The sequence below is a fragment of the Paenibacillus sp. 2003 genome, assembly GCF_031455635.1.
In the GTDB taxonomy this organism is placed as follows: Bacteria; Bacillota; Bacilli; order Paenibacillales; family Paenibacillaceae; genus Paenibacillus; species Paenibacillus amylolyticus_B.
In genome coordinates this window covers 72288-92176 of the sequence record NZ_JAVDTB010000010.1, presented here as the reverse complement: position 1 = coordinate 92176, position 19889 = coordinate 72288, and the positions used below count along the sequence as shown (strand labels likewise).

17 protein-coding genes are annotated in these 19889 nt (G+C 46.7%); 13 read left to right on the top strand and 4 right to left on the bottom strand.

What is annotated here, in order from left to right:
• Positions 1–49: 49 nt before the first annotated feature.
• The 4 genes from pdxA to J2X75_RS26590 all read right to left on the bottom strand — a co-directional run bounded on the left by pdxA (position 50) and on the right by J2X75_RS26590 (position 5271).
• Complete coding sequence (pdxA, locus tag J2X75_RS26605) at positions 50–1051, bottom strand: 4-hydroxythreonine-4-phosphate dehydrogenase PdxA (protein WP_310341989.1); 1002 nt, start codon at positions 1049–1051, stop codon at positions 50–52.
• A complete protein-coding gene (locus J2X75_RS26600) occupies positions 1048–2343 on the bottom strand; it encodes a four-carbon acid sugar kinase family protein (protein WP_310341986.1) in 1296 nt (431 codons plus the stop codon). The genes pdxA and J2X75_RS26600 overlap by 4 nt, the downstream gene beginning before the upstream one ends.
• Positions 2344–2435: 92 nt before the next feature.
• On the bottom strand, positions 2436–3422 hold the full coding sequence (locus J2X75_RS26595; RefSeq protein WP_124118293.1) for a 2-keto-3-deoxygluconate permease: 987 nt from the start codon (positions 3420–3422) through the stop codon (positions 2436–2438).
• A 166-nt stretch (positions 3423–3588) separates the two neighbouring features.
• Positions 3589–5271, bottom strand: coding sequence for a sigma-54-dependent transcriptional regulator (locus tag J2X75_RS26590; RefSeq protein WP_310341983.1), 1683 nt, complete (start codon positions 5269–5271; stop codon positions 3589–3591).
• A gap of 227 nt (positions 5272–5498) precedes the next feature.
• Here J2X75_RS26590 and J2X75_RS26585 point away from each other — a divergent pair, with 227 nt between their 5' ends.
• From J2X75_RS26585 to J2X75_RS26525, 13 genes are all read left to right on the top strand, one after another.
• Positions 5499–5717 carry a hypothetical protein gene (locus tag J2X75_RS26585; protein WP_310341980.1) on the top strand — a complete coding sequence of 73 codons (219 nt, stop codon included), beginning with the start codon at positions 5499–5501 and terminating at the stop codon, positions 5715–5717.
• A gap of 105 nt (positions 5718–5822) precedes the next feature.
• A complete protein-coding gene (locus J2X75_RS26580; protein WP_310341978.1) occupies positions 5823–6776 on the top strand; it encodes an alpha/beta fold hydrolase in 954 nt (317 codons plus the stop codon).
• A 204-nt stretch (positions 6777–6980) separates the two neighbouring features.
• Positions 6981–7682 carry a PspA/IM30 family protein gene (locus J2X75_RS26575; protein ID WP_310341975.1) on the top strand — a complete coding sequence of 234 codons (702 nt, stop codon included), beginning with the start codon at positions 6981–6983 and terminating at the stop codon, positions 7680–7682.
• Positions 7683–7864: 182 nt separating this feature from the next.
• Positions 7865–8896, top strand: coding sequence for a TFIIB-type zinc ribbon-containing protein (locus J2X75_RS26570; RefSeq protein WP_047841485.1), 1032 nt, complete (start codon positions 7865–7867; stop codon positions 8894–8896).
• Complete coding sequence (locus tag J2X75_RS26565; protein ID WP_397384340.1) at positions 8893–9693, top strand: TPM domain-containing protein; 801 nt, start codon at positions 8893–8895, stop codon at positions 9691–9693. The genes J2X75_RS26570 and J2X75_RS26565 overlap by 4 nt, the downstream gene beginning before the upstream one ends.
• Before the next feature lie 46 nt (positions 9694–9739).
• A complete protein-coding gene (locus tag J2X75_RS26560; protein ID WP_310341971.1) occupies positions 9740–10795 on the top strand; it encodes an SPFH domain-containing protein in 1056 nt (351 codons plus the stop codon).
• A gap of 240 nt (positions 10796–11035) precedes the next feature.
• Positions 11036–11266 carry a DUF896 domain-containing protein gene (locus tag J2X75_RS26555; protein WP_307540680.1) on the top strand — a complete coding sequence of 77 codons (231 nt, stop codon included), beginning with the start codon at positions 11036–11038 and terminating at the stop codon, positions 11264–11266.
• A 132-nt stretch (positions 11267–11398) separates the two neighbouring features.
• Positions 11399–12352: a ring-cleaving dioxygenase gene (locus tag J2X75_RS26550; protein WP_310341966.1), complete on the top strand. Its 954-nt coding sequence runs from the start codon at positions 11399–11401 to the stop codon at positions 12350–12352.
• 117 nt (positions 12353–12469) lie between these two features.
• Positions 12470–13558 carry a low temperature requirement protein A gene (locus tag J2X75_RS26545; protein WP_310341964.1) on the top strand — a complete coding sequence of 363 codons (1089 nt, stop codon included), beginning with the start codon at positions 12470–12472 and terminating at the stop codon, positions 13556–13558.
• 456 nt (positions 13559–14014) lie between these two features.
• The gene (locus J2X75_RS26540; protein ID WP_310341962.1) at positions 14015–16804 is read left to right on the top strand and encodes a glycoside hydrolase family 3 C-terminal domain-containing protein; all 2790 of its coding nucleotides are present in this window, start codon (positions 14015–14017) and stop codon (positions 16802–16804) included.
• A gap of 187 nt (positions 16805–16991) precedes the next feature.
• A complete protein-coding gene (locus J2X75_RS26535) occupies positions 16992–17183 on the top strand; it encodes a hypothetical protein (protein WP_062837718.1) in 192 nt (63 codons plus the stop codon).
• A gap of 450 nt (positions 17184–17633) precedes the next feature.
• On the top strand, positions 17634–18398 hold the full coding sequence (locus J2X75_RS26530; RefSeq protein WP_310341955.1) for a copper homeostasis protein CutC: 765 nt from the start codon (positions 17634–17636) through the stop codon (positions 18396–18398).
• Between the two features lie 30 nt (positions 18399–18428).
• A complete protein-coding gene (locus tag J2X75_RS26525) occupies positions 18429–19889 on the top strand; it encodes an alpha-L-fucosidase (RefSeq protein WP_310341953.1) in 1461 nt (486 codons plus the stop codon).

The window sequence follows — 19889 nt, the reverse complement described above, 5'->3', positions numbered from 1 at the left end:
CAATTGATCTTACGATCAGACTCACGCATGTACCGGATGAATCTTGGTGTTATCCCTGATCCTTCGGTGCCAGCTCAATGGCGGAGCGGATGGCTGCCAGCATGCTTTTGTCATCGGCGATGTTCTTACCTGCGATGTCGAAGGCTGTACCATGATCGACAGACGTACGAATGATGCCGCCCTTCAGACCAACGGTGATGTTCACGCCTTCCTCGATGCCCATTACCTTAATTGGTGCATGGCCTTGGTCGTGATAGCAAGCTACAACGATATCGAAGTCGCCGCGGCCAGCGCGGAAGAAGAGTGTGTCCGCCGGGAGTGGACCAACAACGTTAATGCCTTCCTGCTGCGCACGCTCAATGCCGGGCTGCAGTTTCTCTTCTTCTTCCCCGTTGCCGAACAGTCCGTTCTCTCCGGCATGAGGATTGATTCCGCATACGGCTACGCGCGGATTCTCAAAGCCTGCTTTTTTCAGCGTATCATGGGCAAGCTTCACAACGGTGTAGGTTCTTTCCGGGTTGATACTCGCGATGGCATCAATCAGACCCATGTGTGTCGTCAGGTGAATGACTCTCAGATTAGGCGTCGTCAGCATCATCGAGAAGTCCTGTGTATCCGTCAGGTCCGCCAGAATTTCGGTGTGTCCTGGATACAGGTGCCCCCCTTGATGCAGAGCTTCTTTGTTCAAAGGTGCTGTGCAGATGGAGTGAATCTGGTGTTTTTTGGCGAGATCAATGGCTTTGGCGAGAAACTGGAATGCTGCATCCCCAGCCACGGCAGATACTTTGCCGTATTCCAAGTCCGCCGGGACAAGGTTCAAATCAATCACATCCACAGTGCCGAATTCATACTTGGCTTCGGAAGGCTCTTGAATAGCATGGACGTTCAGCGTTGATCCGATAACCGGCAGCACACGCTCCAGAATCTTCGCATCACCAATCACGAGTGGATTGCACTGATCATACATCTCTTGATGACCCAGTGCTTTCATAATAATCTCCGGTCCAATACCTGCTGCGTCGCCCATCGTAATTCCGATTGTAGGTTTCATACGAGAATACCCCCTTTTAATTTTTGAATCGCATGGATAAAGACATCGGGTTTGCCGAATCCGCCTGCTTTGGTAATCACATGCAGATCATCAATGCCTATGAACTTGGAGATCGGCACGCCGATTTCAAGCTCATCCAGCAGCTCGAAGCCGCTAATATTCCATTTCAGACAGATTTGTTTTGCCGTATCGCCACCAGTCATGGAGACACCCTTGAACAGTCCCTCTTCCAATAGTCTGGCGCAGATCTCACCCATCGCGAGTACGATTTCATTGCTGACTTCGGTGTGATTAAGCCCCCGAACTTCGCCCGTGGCACGAGCCAATTCGATATCAATCTGTTCAGCGGTGGAGTAAAGAACGACATCTTGTCCTTCCAGCGCTTTGTCTCGGACCTCGTTATAGACACGTTCCATCTCTTCCGCGCGGTCTGCGGTTGCGGATACCGCTTTGAAGGAATGGAAGGAGACTGAAGCCACGCGGGACTTGCGCATCAAGCGATGCAGCTGCTCACGGGAGTTTTTGTTGACGCTGCCTACCACCGTGAGGATGGGGCCGGAATTCTCCGGGATATCAAGTGAAGCAGCCCTGGATTCCAACTCGTAATGTGCGGGGAGATAATCGGCAATGCCCGCCGAACCTGCCCAAGTAAAGGTATAATCCAATTCACGGGTCATCTGCAGAATCAGTTCCAGATGGCGTTCTTCGGTGGAGTCCACCATCACATACGGAATGTTATTTATTTTCAACTGTTCTAGCTTGGTGCGAATATGATTTTGCCCGGCTTCCAAATCTGCGACGGTGATCTCGCCAACTTCGTACTTGGTTTGTAGTTTCAACAAGTCCGGAAGGTAGGAAATCGTAACAGGTGTCTTCGGATCATGAGCAATTTCAGTATCTGCCAGCGGAACGCCGTTCAGGTAATGAATTCCTTCCAATATTGTCCGTTTATTTTTGGGATATCCCGGGGCAATCATCATAAAGTCCGGCTTAACTACATCATATACAGCATCAATCTCGATGCCGATATTGCCGCGCATGGTGGAGTCCATTTTTTTGAAAATCGTCTCAAATCCGTTGTTCGTCAGCAACTCAGCAGCCCGATATACACGGTCATATGCTTCCTGAGGGGATATGGAACGACTATCTGTATCAAAGACGACAGCATCGTAATGTGTAAGAGGTTCTTCATTCATATTAAAAAGAACACTGGTCTTTAAGCCATGACGGGCAAGCTGCACCCCGCTGTCATTGGCACCGGTCAAATCATCTGCAATAATAGCTAATTTCATGCAGTCATCCCTCCTTGTAAGCAAAATTTCATAATAAGTCCGTCAGATCATCAATTGTACAGATTAAACATATCGGATCAGGTGATAACCATTTATGTGGTTGGTCGTTGATTGTATTTCTCGACGCCACCTGATTTCTCCAGTCGTTTGGAGAGGAACCCGATGAAGATGGGTAACAGGATAGCTGTCGTTACAACGCTCGCCGCAATTTGCACAGTGGCAATCTCCGCAATCGGGCCAAATGAAGCATTGGCAGCCACGATGGCAGCGGGTGTACCTACCGCATTCCCGGCTGTTGAACCTTCGGAAGCACCAACGATCGGGTTCCAGCCAATGGCTTTGAACACCAGATATCCGATTCCGCCTGTGAGAAGCACGGTCAGAACACCGAGGAGAATGCCACCTAGTCCGCCTTGAATGATGGATGAGAAATTGATTCCCATACCCAGGGAGAATGCAAAGAACGGAACAAGTTTGTCACTGCCTTTGTACAGCCAATCCCCCAGATTACGGTCCAGATTACCAATAATGACACCAACGATGAGTGGAAGCAATACAGCAACGAATGCCATCGGTGAGAACATGCCGTTCGCAAAGCCCATTGCACCAAAGATCGAGAGCGCTACCATGGTCAGGAACGGACCATCGCTAAGCGCGAGGAACGGGTAAGCTGCCTTGTCATCTTCTTTACCGTATTGACCAGCGAGTGCGATGTACAGACCACCGTTAGAGTTGGTCATCGCAGCGATAATGGCAAGTGGGGCCAGACCCAGGAATAAACCGCTTGAATCCGCAAACAAAATAGCGATAAAACCAAGGCCTGCGCCAATCACCCATTTGAACGTAAGCAAGGTTAAACCTTTGCCGACAGATGAACCTGCTGTTTTGAACGTAATCTGTGTACCCGCAATTAACAGGAACAGCGCAATCAACGTACTGGCACTGTTAACGAAGAGAGCTTCCGTGAATCCGCCAATGCGCAGGGCATTTGGGAAGAATGTATTGATGGTTGCACCAATTAACAGGGGAACGACCATCATACCGCCAGGGATGCGATCTAAAGTTGCTTTAATGTTCATAGTAGTAGCTCCTTATGAAGTAATCGTTTTTATGAAGCGCTTGCAGGGATTATGTTATCCCATATCGTTTAATATAGCAACAATTAATTATTGTAAATTTTAAATACTTGCTCAATTGTTTAAAAATGCAACACATTAAGGCAATAAAAAAGACGCAAACTTAAAGTTAATCTTTAAGTTTACGCCATAATGTGGCCCGGTTAATCCCCAGACGTTCTGCGGCCTTTGATTGATTATTATTTTCCTCCTGAAGCACGATCTGAATAACTTCTTTCTCGATCTCCTTCAGCGTACCGTTCAACTTGATTGGGCTTGAAGAAGGTTGCTGATCAAGCAAGCGGGATAAGGTAGCCGTGGTAATTATATATTCCTGTTCATTAAGTGCAGCCTGCTTAATCAGATGTTTCAACTGGTTAACATTCATATGTGTGATCTGTTCTTGGATCAGCTGTAGTGCATCTTCTTTTATTCTCACCGCAGTAGTTCCGTATTTGTGGTAGTAGCCGGTAAGGAAATGCTGCATCAGTGGAGCCAGATCCTCTGGTCTATCCGCAAGATTAGGCATCATGATTGTATTAAGCTCCAAATCGAGTGACCAATGTGGATTTATTACCTGTTCCCCGAGGATAAACACCCCAATTCGGCTTTGAAGGCAGCTCTGGATAAAGGAGAGCAACTCCGGATCTTCCATACGTGTTTCCATGTGGTTAATTTCTATATTTCTAACTTTGGCGAGTGGTATCTTGTGCAAATGACCAGGCGGAACTTGCGAGAGATCGATCTGTAATAACAGTCCGCCACCGGCGTACATCTGATGAATATGTTTGACCAGAAAAGATTTACCGGAATCCGCTTCACCCCGCAGATAGATCGGTTCATGATTCTCGTAAAGTGCCCGAATGTTCTTCAATACCGCCTGCATGGCAGGGGATTCGGCAACGATAGGCTCCATCGATGCGTCGGTAAACGTTGTTATGCCGAATTGTGCAAATGCATAGGGTTGTCCTTTTTCCAGCATATATACCTTGTAGTTTTTGTTGTCCAGGGTCGTTTCATAGGCGTTAACCGTGAGTTGGTAATCGTCCACCATGAACACATTTTGAATCTGGGATTGATGGAATTCCAGACTCGTGTTGGTCAGATACATGTGATTATCGGTCAGCGGATTTTTCTCGAAATCAGTCAGGTTCTCGAATACGACTTCATTCCGTTCATTTAAAATAAGCAAATTCGGATGTTCCCGTGTAACCAGGTCATTCAGTATGATCGATATCGCATGATTTTTGCTCAAATAACGGTAGACCAACTGCGCATCTTCCATCGCTCTAAGGATGGATTCCTGACCGGATTGGATTAACAATCCCTCCAGACCATAAGTCTTCGCGGTGTTGACGGTAATCACATCTCCGACAATCTGGCGGTACCCGGAAGCTTTCAGCTCCAAGAGCAATCGTGCCACGTCTTCCGAGCTATGTATGGTATAGACCTTGAGGGGCAGATCCATCAGATCAATTATCGATTGTGCACCAGAGGTGATGTTGGAGAAACCAACAATGGCTGTTTGGCCGTTAAACTGGCTTGCGAGGGTAAGTGAACGAATCATATCATAACCCGATAACTGCACATCAATGACAGGAATGGTTACTGCTTTTTTAATCAATTGGGCGGTACCGCCGCGGCTGATGATAATCTCTGCCCCGTTTTTCTCAGCTTGGGTTGCTAGCTCCACGCCTTTTGCCAAGTCGCCCACGTCTGTCTGAATGGTTAACTGGGGAAAGCGAGGAATGCACTCTTGTATAATAGGAATCATCGATTCGTAGGGAGCAATAAAGTGAACTTGTGTACGCATAATTTTCCTGCCTTTATCGAAAACTTTGATCCCCTTATTATAGCCAACTTGCGAAGGAATGGCACCTATGGGGGGAATCAACAATGCTACATCTGAAAAACGGCTGTGGATATACGCCCTAACTCTCCGAGTGGAATGTGATGAAGTGCACTGAATCGAATCCTTAACTATTTCAAAATTAATACATAATTGCACACGTTAAGTATAGAGAAATGAGGAGAGATCGTATGGGAGACATTCATAAAGTAGCTGAGCCAGATCACGTCATTAAGGATGTTGTCGCAAAGTTCCCGTGCAGGGTGCTGTGGAGTGAGGGCCGCCCATGTCTAGAGTATCAGAGGGAAGAGGATGTGGCGTTAATAACTGAATACGTCCATAAAACGTATAACGTTGAATTATTGGATGTGTTTTTCACAGCGGTGGAGAGCCTTCCGGTTGAGCCATAGATTAGGTAGGGATTTGTGGATTGCGAGAAAAGGATTAAAACCCATACACCTTCCAAAGTACATGGTAAAATAAATAGAAGTGTACATCATGTTGGAGGGGAACCAATGAGAATTGTGTTGAAGAGATTGGGGTATGGTGCCTTGGCACTATTGGGTGTCATGCTATTGTTCATTGTAATTAGTTTCACGAATCATACGATTAAACTCAAGAGTGAGTTGACTATTCTGTCGCCGCCAGGTGCAATGGTTAACGTGAATAATCACCAAATGCATGTCTATACAGAAGGTTCTGGGGCACAGACGCTGGTCTTTCTGTCAGGTGGGGGTATATCCGCTCCTGTATTGGATTTCAAGGCGCTCTACTCCAGATTATCGGAACAATACAAAATTGCTGTGGTGGAGAAGGCAGGGTATGGCTTCAGTGAAACGGCCAAGGTGTCCCGTGATATCGATGCGATATTGGAAGAAACTAGAACAGCTCTTACTTTAGCTGGCCTAAGTCCACCGTATGTGTTGTTTCCACATTCCATGTCAGGCGTTGAAGCACTATATTGGGCACAACGGTATCCTAACGAAGTGAAGGCGATCATCGGATTAGACCCTGCCATTCCGGAAGTTTATGAAGCATATCCTTTGCCTTCGAAAGGCATGATGAGTCTGACAGGTTTGGGAGCACGCATAGGGATTACACGCTTTTTCCCCGGGATTGTGGATTCATCGGCTGCGATTAAGGAGAATCGATTGTCTCCTCATGAAGAGGAACTTTATCGGGCGTTGTTCTATAAGAACACGCAAACATCAAATATGAATGATGAAGTCAAAATGATTAAACAGAATGCAGCAAAAGTTGCCACACAGGGGATTCCGGATGTGCCGATGTATTTTTTCATATCTAATGGTGAAGAGTTGCCGATTGAGAATTGGCAAACGTACCTAATACGTTATATCGAGTCTGTGAAGATTGGGCAATATCAGGTTTTAAATAACGGCCATTACATACATAATACCGATCCAGATCGGATCGCAGATGAAAGTATGCAATTCATTAACGAACTGTGATTGAGGAAGAATGATACTGATAAGTACGAGAAATTTTTTGGATTATAAGGCGACACTATAGGTGTTCGTCTTTTCTTTTATTACTCCATCATTACCCGACTTTGGTACAGGGGGACTCCACTTGCCATCGTGAAATGTGAAACGTATGTGGGCGTATTCATGTATTATAGTATACATATGAACTTTTCGGAGGAGGAACAAGTAATGGGAATCTTATCGAGGTTTAGAGACGTGATGAAGGCGAATGTGAACCACATGTTGTCTCGGGCGGAAGATCCTGAGAAGAGTGTGAATGAGTATATGCGAAGTCTGAGCAGTGATCTGGGTCAGGTAAAAGCGGAGACAACGGCGGTGTTGTCGGATGAGAGCCGGGCAAAGCGAGCATTGGATGAGTGCAGCGCCGAGGTTAAGAAATTACAGCGGTATGCAGAGAAATCAGCGGAGTCGGGAGACGAAGACAAGGCACGTGGTTTTCTGGAGAAGAAAGTGAAGTTGGCTGACAAATTGAACGAATTACAAGCCGCCTATGAACGTGCTTCCGCCAAAGCCAAGATGATGAAGCATATGAACGATAAATTGGTTGCAGATCTGGGGCAATTGGAGGCACGGCATGCAGAACTAAAAGGTCGCATGGCAGATGCGAAGGCGCAACAACAGGCTAATGAACGGAATGCACCTGCGGGCAGAGCTGATGCTGCATTGAAGGCCATGGAAGACAAGGCGAATCAGGCGCTGAACGAAGCAGAGGCTTTGGCAGAACTTCGTGCTGGGGCACAGGAAGATGATCTGGACGAATTAATTGCCCAGTTGGAGAGGGACATGAACGCAGATGCGGGTAATAATGAGAATGCGTCGCCAAGTGCAGAGGAAGAACTCGCAGCGATTCAGGAGAAGCTGAAGAAGTGAGTTTAACTTGTACACTACAACGTAGAGGGCAGAAATAAGCTGAAGAAGCGGAGCTAAAAGCTTTCTGAAAAGCTGCATCGGAGCAAACACTTCGCCTTTAAGAGCGATCGGAAGCTTTGTTCTGCCAGCGAAGTTATACAGTGTCAATTAGAATCATATTTCGTTAACATTGAGGTGAGCAGATGCCGGTTATTGAATATAAATGTCCAAACTGCGGCAGTGGTATGATCTTTGACAGTGTGTCAGGTGCACTATCCTGTCCCAGCTGCGGCCGCCAGGACAACATAGAGCAGATCCCCGATCCCTTGAAGAGACAAGTATTCACCGAAAATGAGGTCAAAGAATACCACTGTAACAGCTGCGGAGCTGACATTGTCACGGAGCCAGAGACCAGTGCGACGACATGCAGTTTCTGCGGTGCGGCGGTTGTACTCAGTGATCGGCTGACGGGCAATCTGGCCCCCGCGATGGTGATTCCCTTTTCGATCAACAAGGATCAAGCCAAGCAGGCTTTCAAAAAGTGGTGCAAAAACGGCCTGTTAACGCCAAGTGGCTTCATGTCGGCCGATCGGATTCAGAGCATTACCGGTATGTACGTGCCGTTCTGGTTGTACGAGTTACATAACAAAATCGAAGTGCATGGTCGTGGCACCAAGGTCAGATCCTACACCCAGGGCGACTACCATTACACGGAAACACAGCATTTCGATATATACCGCCGGATTCGGCTGAATTACGTGAACCTGCCCATCGATGCATCGGAGAAAATGAAGGATGAACTGATGGATAAGCTTGAGCCTTTTCCATATAATCAGCTGAAATTGTTCAAGACCCCGTATCTGGCGGGGTACATTGCGGAAAAATATAGTTATACGGACGAGGAACTTTTTCCACGGGCCAAGGATAAAACGAGATCGTACATTGATTCTTATATTGCCTCAACCGTATCCGGTTATAGCAGCGTGAGCTACACGGACAAACAGATTGATACTACGCTCAAAAATGCAGACTATGTGCTGCTCCCGGTGTGGATGGTCAACTATGACTATAATCGGGCACAGTATACCTTTGCCATGAATGGTCAGACAGGGAAAGTGGTCGGTAAACCGCCGATCAGCAAAGCCAAAGTGGCCGGCTGGTTCGCAGGAGTCTCTGCGGTGTCGTTGCTGTCACTGAAGCTGGTTTCCTGGATGATGGGAGGTGGATTCTTATGAGAAAAAGAACCCCTCTGGCCGTGATGGCTACGCTCATTTTACTTATGATCACCTTTGTCGCACCGTCGATTTCCATGTCATCGGCATCCGCAGCTGATAGCAAAAACCTTATCTACGATGAGGCCAACCTGCTTAGTGAGCAGGAGAAAAGTGAACTGAACCTACTTGCGAATCAGTATGGTGCGGAACGGCAGACGGACTTTGTTATCTATACAACAAATAATGTTGAGAATCAGGATGTTATGCTCTTAACAGAAGATTTTTATGATAAGCAGGGGCTAGGGTACGACAAGAAATTTGGCAATGCTGTCATATTAACGATGGATATGAATAATCGCGAAGTGTATCTGGCTGGATTTTATAAGGCAAAAGAATATTTGAGTGATCAGCGGCTTGATGCTATCCGTAATCGAATTACCTCTGAATTATCCAGTGGGGATTATAAACTCGCATTTGAGAAATACATTGAGCTCTCTTACAAATATATGGGGTATGAACCTGGTGTGAATCCGAACAACATTTTGTTCAACGGCTGGTTTCAGTTAGGAGTATCTGTGGTTCTTGGCGGTATTGTTGTTGGTGTGATGACCTATCGTTCCGGGGGACGTGTCACGGTCAATCGTGCGACTTATGAGGATTCAAGCAATTCCAGTGTCATTGATCGTCAGGATCGTTATATCCGTACAACCGTCACCAAGCGCAAAATAGAGAAGAACAATAACAACGGTGGCGGAGGCGGCGGTGGAGGTACCTCCCGAGGTGGTCACTCACACAGTGGAAGTAGAGGTTCGTTTTAGTAACTGAGTAATCGGATTACGTTAAATAGAAGGGATGGGAACAAGTATGGGATTTTTCAGAAATCAATTTTCGAATGTGGTGGAATGGGAAGAATTCAGAGATGACATGATATTTTGGAAGTGGAGCAACCGGGAGATCAAGAAGGGGAGTAAACTTATCATCCGTTCCGGTCAGGACGCCATTTTCCTGAATAACGGTAAAGTGGAAGGGATTTTCGAGGACGAAGGATCGTTTAATATTGATTCCGAGATCATTCCGTTCCTTTCTACCTTAAAAGGGTTCAAATTCGGATTCAACAGCGGTATGCGGGTCGAAGTATTGTTTGTAAATACCAAAGAGTTCACCGTGCGCTGGGGCACACAAAGTCCTGTGTTGATTCCGACTCCACAACTCCCGGGCGGGATGCCGATTCGGGCCAACGGAACATTTAATTTCAAAGTAAGTGACTATGTGACCCTGATTGATAAGATTGCAGGCATCAAACAGAGTTATCTGGTCGAGGATGTCAAGATCCGAATCACTTCAGTGCTTGATCAGCTTCTAATGAAGTGGATTAGCCGTGAAGGGAAGGATATGTTCAACCTGCAGGCCAATGCATCGGATATTGCCAAAGGTATTCAGGAAGATCTGGATATGCAGATGATGGACATCGGCATTGGGATTACCGGTTTCCAAGTGATGAGCTTCAACTATCCAAAAGAGATTCAGGATATGATTACAAAGACCGCTTCGCATGAGATGATTGGTAATCTGCAGAAGTATCAGCAGGTCAGCATGACAGACGGCATCTCATCCGGTAAAGTACAGGGCGGCGGCGCAGCTTCGGATATGGCGGGCATGATGATGGGTATGAACATGGCCAATGAAATGATGAAAAACATGAACCAGAACCAGAACCAGGGCCAAAACCAGAACCAGAACAATAATTCCAATTCGTCTCAGAATCAAAATAACGACCAGAAACCAGCGGGAAATAGCAACGGTGATTCAAATACATCTTCATCTACAGAAGGCAATAAGAAGCCAAACTTCTGCCCGAACTGTGGAGCCAAAAATGAAGGAGCCAACTTCTGTCCGAACTGTGGTCAAAAGCTAGGCTAATAAAATAAATACATGAGGGCTAGTCCACTGGTTTAGATATCACGGGGCTAGCCCTTTTTGTTTGGATTCTTATTCAAAGCAACATGACGTAAGGTGGAGAGCAGGTCCATTTATTTTAATTTTGATAAAACAGTTGACAACTAATCACAAATCATTTATCTTTAACTTAAGATATTTAATTTAAATATAAATAACAACTTAAACAAATATCTTTAATCCATTACACAAGGAGAGATCAAGATGATTATCCCAACATTGACCAGAATTAATGAACTTGCAAGAAAAGCCAAAGAGGGCGGATTGACGGAGATGGAGAAAGAGGAACGGGTTAATCTTCGCCAGGAATATCTGCAAACTTTTCGCGGTTCGGTCAACGACATTCTCTTGAATGCAACCATCTATGATCCGAACGGCGATGACGTTACTCCTGATAAATTGAAACAAGAACAGGCCAATCAAAATAACAACTAGAATACAATTCGCTAGCTCATATATCTTAATTTAAAGATAATGCAAACTTACTATAAATCAATCAACTAACTAAACTATCTCTAATACCTACTCAATTTAAAACATGCTTACCAAACCAAGGAGGAATTAATCATGACTATTCAAACAACAGGTATTCACCATATTACAGCTTTCGCAGGAGATCCACAGGCCAACGTTGATTTTTATGCCGGAGTTCTGGGACTTCGTCTGGTGAAAAAAACAATCAATTTCGATGCACCTGATGTATATCATCTGTATTTTGGCGATGAGCACGGAAGCCCAGGTACCATCATTACCTTCTTCCCATCCGCTGGATCACCACGGGGGAAAATTGGCGGAGGTCAGGTCGGCATCACTTCCTATGTCATTCCTCCTGGGTCGATTGGCTTCTGGCAGAATCGGCTGGAACAGTATAACATTGAGGTAACCAAAACAAGTCGCTTTAATGAAAACCTGCTTCAATTCGAAGATGGCGAAGGCCTGCGGCTTGAACTTGTTGAACGGGAAGAGGGAGCAACCAGCACTTGGGCACACGAAGGCATTCCAACAGATAAAGCAATCAGAGGCTTTGGTGGTGCTGTCCTGTTCAGTGTTAACCCACAAAGAACGATGGATGCTCTTGAGAAAATTTTGGGATTTGTCAGAGTGAGTGAAAATGAAGAGTATGCCCGTTTCCGGTCCAGCGGGGATATCGGTAATGTCGTAGATGTTCCAGTGACCCGTATGGCTCTGGGTATGGGCGGCGCAGGAACCGTGCACCATATTGCATGGCGCGCCAAAGACGATGAAGAGCATGCACAGTGGAGTGAAGCTGTACGTGATTACGGGTACCAACCGACTCCAGTTCGGGATCGTCAGTACTTTAATGCAATTTACTTCAGAGAAGCTGGCGGCATTCTGTTTGAAATTGCTACAGATCCTCCGGGCTTTGCCAAAGATGAACCTGCTGATTCGCTTGGACAAAAATTGATGCTGCCAGAGTGGTTTGAGAAATACCGCCCTCAAATTGAGGACAATCTGCAACCGATCGAAGTCAGAACGCTCGTACCTGCTACAGTACAATGAAGTAAGGTAGATGGCGCTCAGAGTTTTTCCTCTGGGCGCGTCACCAGGTCAGCGGGAAGGTAACTGAGTTAGCAACAGGCGTTGTATTATGAGAAAAACCTAAAGGAGCAACGAAGGATGATGGAGAAAAAGGTTACCTGGCTGGAGCTGTTTTACGATCTGCTCTTTGTAGCAGCGGTCTCCAAAGCGGGTCATGTCTTGTTACATGCCGAACATGGAGTAATTACGTTTGAATATTTAATGAAGTTTGTGCTTATTTTTATCCCTGTTTGGTGGGCATGGGTCGGTCAGACCTTGTTTATTAACCGCTATGGTCAAGATATTCTGATCCATCGAATATTCCTCATCCTTCAGCTTCTGTCCGTTATGGTCATGACGGCGAGCCTCTCTACCCATTTTGACCAGTACTACCTGTCCTTCTTCATCGGATATATCGGCTCACGGGCATTTACGGCGATTCAGTATCTGACGGCTCACAAGTCAAAAGGCGAGCACCAGCAGCAAGCGGCTCGTTACTTGGGTATCTGTTTCCTTATTGGCATATTGATCTCATCAGGTTCATTGTTCTTCGATTCCTGGTTACGCTACGTGATTTTGTATGCGGGGATTGCTGTGGACATCGTACTTCCGTTGATCGGACGCAAAAATCTGGTGAAAGTACCAGTTCAGACCCATCACTTATTGGAACGTTTTGCGCTCTTTACACTTATCCTGTTAGGTGAATCGGTGGTAAGCATTATCGCTGTGTTGCAAGCCGATCATTGGGATATGAAATCCATTCTGTTTGCCGCCTTTACATCCATATTTGTCATTGCGATATGGTGGCAATACTTCGACAACGTGGAGAAAAAAGTCAGCAAAGAGATTCAGACTGCCGGGCAAGCGATCATATACGGTCATCTTTTCATCTACATCTCCATGAGTATGATCGCTGCTTCAATTCAGCTGTTATATCAGAATCAGTTAAACTATGTGTTCATGCTAGGGTTTGTATTTGGATCAGCGCTACTGTATTTCTTGTCGACCTCACTTGTGTTCCATCGTTACAGACACGCACATCTACGACTCCGGCCACTTCATCTGGCGGTGATGCTAGGACTACTGGTGGCATTTGTCCTTGTTGATCTGGTCTACCGGGTTCCTGGTTATGTGATCATGGGCGAAGACATGCTGTTCTTCCTGGTGTATGCGAAACTTACGACTTGATATAGTGTATTAAAATGAAGAAAAGTCACGGACAACAGGTGTCCGTGGCTTTTTGTTATGCCACTAATCGTGGACATTTTTTAATAATATAAATAATGCACAAATCTAATTTAATTTCTTCTATAGAATCTGTTAATATGAGACTATGTACAAGTGAATCTACCAGATCACAGAATATCTTTTATATAAAATGAGTGTACGTTTTGTTATATAAATTGAACTAAACATTTATACGAAACGGAGAGGACAGAAAAAACCTGAAGAAGCGAAAGCGTTCGCCTTTATCCCCGGATTTTCCCCATATAAGGGGGATTCATAAAATCTGGGGATAACAGCGATCGGAAGGTTATTCTGTCATCGGAGTGTCCAGTGTAAATATTCTTTAGTTCAATTTATATAGTTCACTTTATATATAGCGATTCGTAGATATGGGGATGACAATCAGGAGGGAAATCATTGAGCACACATCAAATTGGAGTTCCATTGGAAGGGTTTGCAGAGTTTAGTCGTACGGTTGCCGCAGAAGGAGCCGTTTTAGTCAGAAATGAAGGCCAAGTGCTTCCACTTCGTGAAAACGAAAACGTTTCAGTTTTTGGACGGATTCAAGTCAATTATTATCGGAGCGGCACGGGTTCAGGCGGTAGTGTTCATGTGGCCTACACAACAAATCTATTGGATGGCCTGCGCAGCAAAAAGAATATAACGGTCAATGAAGAGCTGGCAGCTGTCTATGAGAAGTGGATTGAGGAAAATCCATTTGATGATGGCGGAAAAGTATGGGCGGCCGAGCCATGGAATCAGAAAGAAATGCCTTTGACGGATGAACTTGTTGCACAGGCTAGAAGCAAATCCAGCAAAGCCATTATCGTGATTGGACGTACAGCAGGAGAAGATCAGGATAATGCGGATGCGCCAGGAAGTTACCAACTGACAGAAGATGAGAAAGCGATGCTGAAGCAAGTCACTGCGCAGTTTGAACACACAATCGTAGTGCTGAATGTCTCGAATATCATCGACATGAGCTGGTTAAACGAAACGTATCTACATCCAATCCAAGGCGTAATTTACTCCTGGCATGGCGGTATGGAGGGTGGCAACGCGATTGCTGATGTGCTGGCGGGAGACGTTACACCAAGCGGTAAACTGACAGATACGATTGCATATTCCATCGAGGATTATCCTTCGACAAGCAACTACGGCAATGAGTTCAAGAACCTGTATCAGGAAGATATCTATGTAGGTTATCGTTATTTCGAAACGTTTCGACCTGAGCGTGTTCAGTTTGAATTCGGTTACGGCCTGTCTTATACGACGTTCTTGGCTCAGCATGAAGAAGCGAAATCTGTGTCCAAAGACGGCGAAACCTACATTGAAGTTCGCGTCAATGTGACCAACTCAGGTACAACATATGCGGGCAAAGAGGTTGTGCAAGTCTATTATGAAGCCCCGCAAGGAAAACTGGGACAACCGGTGAAAGCTTTGGTGGCTTTTGGCAAAACAGGATTGTTGCAGCCGGGCGAGTCAGAACTTCTGACGATCAGCTTCCCGATCCATGCCATGGCATCTTACGATGATGCAGGTGTTACGGGTCATGCTTCCGCATACGTTCTGGAAGAAGGCACATACCGATTGCATGTAGGAACCAGTGTGAAACAAGTGCAGCATATCAGCGTTGATGGCCAGGATGGCTATATTATTGAATCTCTTCAATTGGTGGAGCAACTGCAAGAAGCGATGGCCCCAACTGAAGATTTTACACGGATGAAACCAGGTTCGCGCAAGGAAGATGGATCTTATGAACTGACTTATGCAGAAGTACCTAAACGTAAGATATCCATGGCGAACCGGATTGAGCAGAATCTCCCGCAAACGCTGGAGCAGACGGGTAATCAGGGCCACAAGCTGAGTGACGTTAAGGCTGGCAAAGTGAGTCTGGAAACCTTCATCGCTCAACTGAGTGATCAGGATCTGGCGGCGATTGTCCGTGGAGAAGGCATGAGCAGTCCGCTCGTTACTTCGGGGACGGCATCTGCATTTGGTGGTGTCAGCGACAGCCTGTTTAACTACGGTATTCCGGTAGCATGTACGGCAGATGGCCCGTCCGGTATTCGTATGGATAGTGGCGAGAAGGCAACACAGGTATCCATTGGTACTTTGCTTGCGGCGACATGGAACAAGGATCTTGTTGAAGAGTTGTATGTGATGGAAGGACAGGAATTGCTGAGAAATCAGGTGGATACCCTGCTTGGACCTGGACTCAATATCCGCCGGAGCCCGCTCAATGGCCGGAACTTTGAGTACTTCTCCGAAGATCCACTGATCTCGGGTGTATTTGCCGCAGCATGTACAAAAGGTATCATGAAGGGTGGTCCCAATGCCACACTGAAACACTTTGCCTGCAACAACCAGGAGAAACACCGTAGCAAAGTAGATGCCGTTGTCTCTGAGCGCGCACTGCGTGAAATTTACCTGAAAGGGTTCGAAATCGCTGTAAAAGAAGGCGGAGCGAACTCCATCATGACTTCCTACAACCCGGTTAACGGACACTGGGCAGCATCTAACTATGACCTGAACACCACAATTCTGCGCGGCGAATGGAATTTCGAAGGAATCGTAATGACCGACTGGTGGGCGATTATGAATGATGTGACCGAAGGTGGAGAAGCGGATCGTAAATACACCAACTGGATGATCCGTGCGCAGAATGATCTCTACATGGTTGTACCGAACTACGGCGCAGAGATCAATGGCTGGGACGACAACACGATTGAATCCTTGGGAAATGGAACATTGACTCGCGGAGAGCTGCAACGCTCGGCGATCAACATCTGCAAGTTCATCATGAATGCACCGGTGTCCGGCAGAAAACATGAAATCGTGGAGAACGTCGCTTCGTTCCAAGCGAATGCATCCCTATCTGCTGCACAGGCTCAGGCCCAGGCTCTGGTTGAGAACGCACAGGTGAAACCTGCGGTTGCTGGACCCGTCTACATGAAAGTGAGCGAGGCCGGCCATTATCGGATTATCGTACAGATCATGTCCCCTGAGCCGGAATTGGCTCAAAGTGCATGTAACCTGCTCCTGAATGACCAGTTGGTAACCACCATTCAAACAAATGGTACGGAAGGCAAGTGGATCAGACAGAAGCTTGTCAAAGTAGACCTTGAAGCAGGTCTGTATGAATTGAAACTGGACTTCACCAAACCAGGTCTCCAGATTGATTGGATCGAATTCAAGCAGGTTTAGAGGTAATCAGAAATATCTTGTGATAGCAGCAATCGAAAGGTTGTTCTGTCATCAAAAGCAGAATACGTTGCGAATGACAAAGGACACTGTACGCGGGTGTCCTTTGTTGTAACACAGAATAGCTACTGTTATGATAGTGTTATGAGATTCGTAGTTCTGAACAATGGGGTCAGGGGTGTTGCTAGGAATGAGAAATTATAATTTTTTGAGTCCAATCCTGCTGGTTGTGGTGGCGCTGATTGTAAGAGGCCTGGTGACTAACCTGGGAGTTCTTTTCGGCTTATCACAAGAAGTGGCGAGTAATATTGCCATGATAGCCATGATTATTGCTGCTCTGATTATGTTTAATCGAATGACGAAGGCTCGGCGTAAAAAATAGAAAAAGCTCCGGTAACCAGAAGGTTATCGGAGTCATGAAGACACCCTAGAGGTGTCTTTTTTTGTATTGACGTTCTGATCCTAACGTTTTAGACTATTGCTAATAAATAATAACACTATAAATAACAAAAATAACAAAATTCATTAGATGAAGTGATGAAATCCGTTGCGCTCTCTATTTGCTAGCCCATTTCGGTCCCCAAAGGAGAATCCAATCATGAAGATCATTGCCGACAAACCATATATCGCTCAGGAAGGTCAGCCTTTGCAGATTGCGATCTGGAAGCTGACCGTCGTCAAATAATAATGAAGAAGGACCGCAGGAGCGCTGATGAAGCATTCAGTCGGTCCTTTATGTCATGGATCAGGCTGTGTGCAGTTCGAGTGATGTCTATCGATACGGGTTAACGGTTCTAGAATATTCAATGATGAAGTGAAGGGAGCAATCCTCATGAAGAGACAGCCTGTATTGGAAGTCATTGCTGTGGATGTGGAAGATGCCAAGGCAGCTGAGGAGGGAGGGGCCGATCGGATTGAGCTGGTGTCTGCGATGTCTGAAGGAGGACTTACCCCCAGTTATGGCGTCATGGAGCATGTGGTGTCCCAGGTATCCATTCCGGTGTATGTCATGATCCGTCCGCATAGCCGCTCGTTCCGCTATAGCGCAGATGACATCCACGCCATGACCCGGGATGTACGCGTGGCGAGGGAACTTGGAGCCGCTGGCATCGTGATCGGCGCCCTCACGGGAGAGGGCGAAGTGGACCTTCTATCCTTGCAATCATGTATGGCCGAAGCTCAGGGTTTGGGCGTTACGTTTCATCGTGCAATTGATGTGACCACAAGCCTGACTGAGGCGCTCAAGACCATTAACACATTGGGCAATGTGGAGCGTGTGCTTACATCGGGAGGAAAACGGACAGCGCCTGAAGCGATGCTAGAACTGAAACAACTTCAGCAATTGGGGCAAACCTTGAACATCGCTGTCATGGCAGGGTCGGGGGTCACCATAGAGGGAATTCAAACCCTAGTGAGGCAGACGGGTATCACAGAGATACATATGGGATCAGGCGTGAGGTACGAAGGCAGCTTTAATTATCCCATTGATCCACATTTGGTTGAAGAAGCCCAGCAGCAGTTATTGCTTGCATCACAGCCATTCATGGACAGTAGTGCACTGAGTAGTGGTCCAAGCAAGGGTGGTCCTATGATATAGGGATGCGCTAAATAAAAGGAGTGATACGCCATGAATTATGAACTGCAACCAGCCGAATGGATTAAGTCCGCAGCACAGGTCAGCCCATCCGAACGCCAGCTGAGATGGCAGGAGATGGAGTTCTACGCGTTTATTCATTTTACGGTAAATACATTTACGGATCAGGAATGGGGCACTGGGGAGGAAGACCCGTTGATCTTCAATCCTTCTGAACTGAGCGCAGCGCAATGGGTGCAGGCATGCAAGGCTGCCGGGATGAAGGGGCTGATTTTGACGTGTAAGCATCATGATGGATTTTGTTTGTGGCCAAGCCAGTTTACAGCGCATACGGTCGCGGCCAGTCCATGGAGGAACGGTGCGGGGGATTTGGTTCAGGAAGTCGCCGATGCCTGCCGTGAGGGTGGATTGAAGTTTGGCGTGTACCTGTCTCCTTGGGATCGGCATGAAGCCACTTATGGAGATTCCGAGAGGTATAACGAGTTTTTCCTCCAACAGTTGCGCGAGCTGCTCACGAATTACGGCGACATCTTCTGTGTATGGTTTGACGGCGCGTGTGGTGAGGGTCCGAATGGCAAAAGGCAGGTCTATGACTGGTACGCCTATTATGCGCTTATTCGTGAACTTCAGCCCGAAGCTGTCATCTCGGTATGCGGCCCGGATGTACGTTGGTGTGGCAATGAAGCGGGACACACACGGGAATCGGAATGGAGCGTTGTGCCAGCGCATATGCAGGATAATGAGAAGATTCAGGAGCAATCGCAGCAGGTGGATGATGGTGAGTTTGCAACAAGAGTCAATACACAGGACAGTGATTTGGGGAGCCGAGAGGTCATTCGTTCCCAAGGTGACCAACTGATCTGGTACCCTGCCGAGGTGAATACCTCAATTCGCCCAGGATGGTTCTATCATGCCAGTGAAGATGATCAGGTCAAAACACTGGAAGAACTGCTCGCCGTTTATTACGGCGCAGTGGGGGGCAACGCCACCTTTTTGCTCAATCTGCCACCGGATAAGCGTGGTCTCATTCATGAACAGGATGTGGAGCGACTACAGGAATTGGGAGATTCACTGCGCACTATTTTTCAGGAAAATTTCGCCTTGCAGGCGCTAGTAAAAGCATCGGAGACGATGGATGAACAACATGCCGTATCGGAAGTGCTGACGGAACGCCGGGAAACGTATTGGTGTCCTCACGAAGGAACGGAGCAGGCTTGGATCGAGCTGGATTTGCAGGAGGAACGATCGTTTGACCGGGTGGTGCTGATGGAACATATCCAGACAGGCCAACGGATTGAGCGTTTTACACTGGAGTCACAAAGGGCAGATGGGGGTTGGGAAGAGTTTTACAAGGGGACGGTGGTGGGGCATAAGCGAATTTGCTGTTTCCCACAGGTCACATCGAGAAAGATGCGATTAAGCATTCATGAATCCAGATGGTGCCCAACGTTGTCTAGGTTAGGCATATATCTGAGCGAGCGGGGAGGGTTGTAG

Coding starts and splice junctions, on each gene's coding strand:
- pdxA (WP_310341989.1), bottom strand. CDS start 1,051: ATGAAACCTACAATCGGAATTACGATGGGCGACGCAGCAGGTATTGGA.
- J2X75_RS26600 (WP_310341986.1), bottom strand. CDS start 2,343: ATGAAATTAGCTATTATTGCAGATGATTTGACCGGTGCCAATGACAGC.
- J2X75_RS26595 (WP_124118293.1), bottom strand. CDS start 3,422: ATGAACATTAAAGCAACTTTAGATCGCATCCCTGGCGGTATGATGGTC.
- J2X75_RS26590 (WP_310341983.1), bottom strand. CDS start 5,271: ATGCGTACACAAGTTCACTTTATTGCTCCCTACGAATCGATGATTCCT.
- J2X75_RS26585 (WP_310341980.1), top strand. CDS start 5,499: ATGGGAGACATTCATAAAGTAGCTGAGCCAGATCACGTCATTAAGGAT.
- J2X75_RS26580 (WP_310341978.1), top strand. CDS start 5,823: ATGAGAATTGTGTTGAAGAGATTGGGGTATGGTGCCTTGGCACTATTG.
- J2X75_RS26575 (WP_310341975.1), top strand. CDS start 6,981: ATGGGAATCTTATCGAGGTTTAGAGACGTGATGAAGGCGAATGTGAAC.
- J2X75_RS26570 (WP_047841485.1), top strand. CDS start 7,865: ATGCCGGTTATTGAATATAAATGTCCAAACTGCGGCAGTGGTATGATC.
- J2X75_RS26565 (WP_397384340.1), top strand. CDS start 8,893: ATGAGAAAAAGAACCCCTCTGGCCGTGATGGCTACGCTCATTTTACTT.
- J2X75_RS26560 (WP_310341971.1), top strand. CDS start 9,740: ATGGGATTTTTCAGAAATCAATTTTCGAATGTGGTGGAATGGGAAGAA.
- J2X75_RS26555 (WP_307540680.1), top strand. CDS start 11,036: ATGATTATCCCAACATTGACCAGAATTAATGAACTTGCAAGAAAAGCC.
- J2X75_RS26550 (WP_310341966.1), top strand. CDS start 11,399: ATGACTATTCAAACAACAGGTATTCACCATATTACAGCTTTCGCAGGA.
- J2X75_RS26545 (WP_310341964.1), top strand. CDS start 12,470: ATGATGGAGAAAAAGGTTACCTGGCTGGAGCTGTTTTACGATCTGCTC.
- J2X75_RS26535 (WP_062837718.1), top strand. CDS start 16,992: ATGAGAAATTATAATTTTTTGAGTCCAATCCTGCTGGTTGTGGTGGCG.
- J2X75_RS26530 (WP_310341955.1), top strand. CDS start 17,634: ATGAAGAGACAGCCTGTATTGGAAGTCATTGCTGTGGATGTGGAAGAT.
- J2X75_RS26525 (WP_310341953.1), top strand. CDS start 18,429: ATGAATTATGAACTGCAACCAGCCGAATGGATTAAGTCCGCAGCACAG.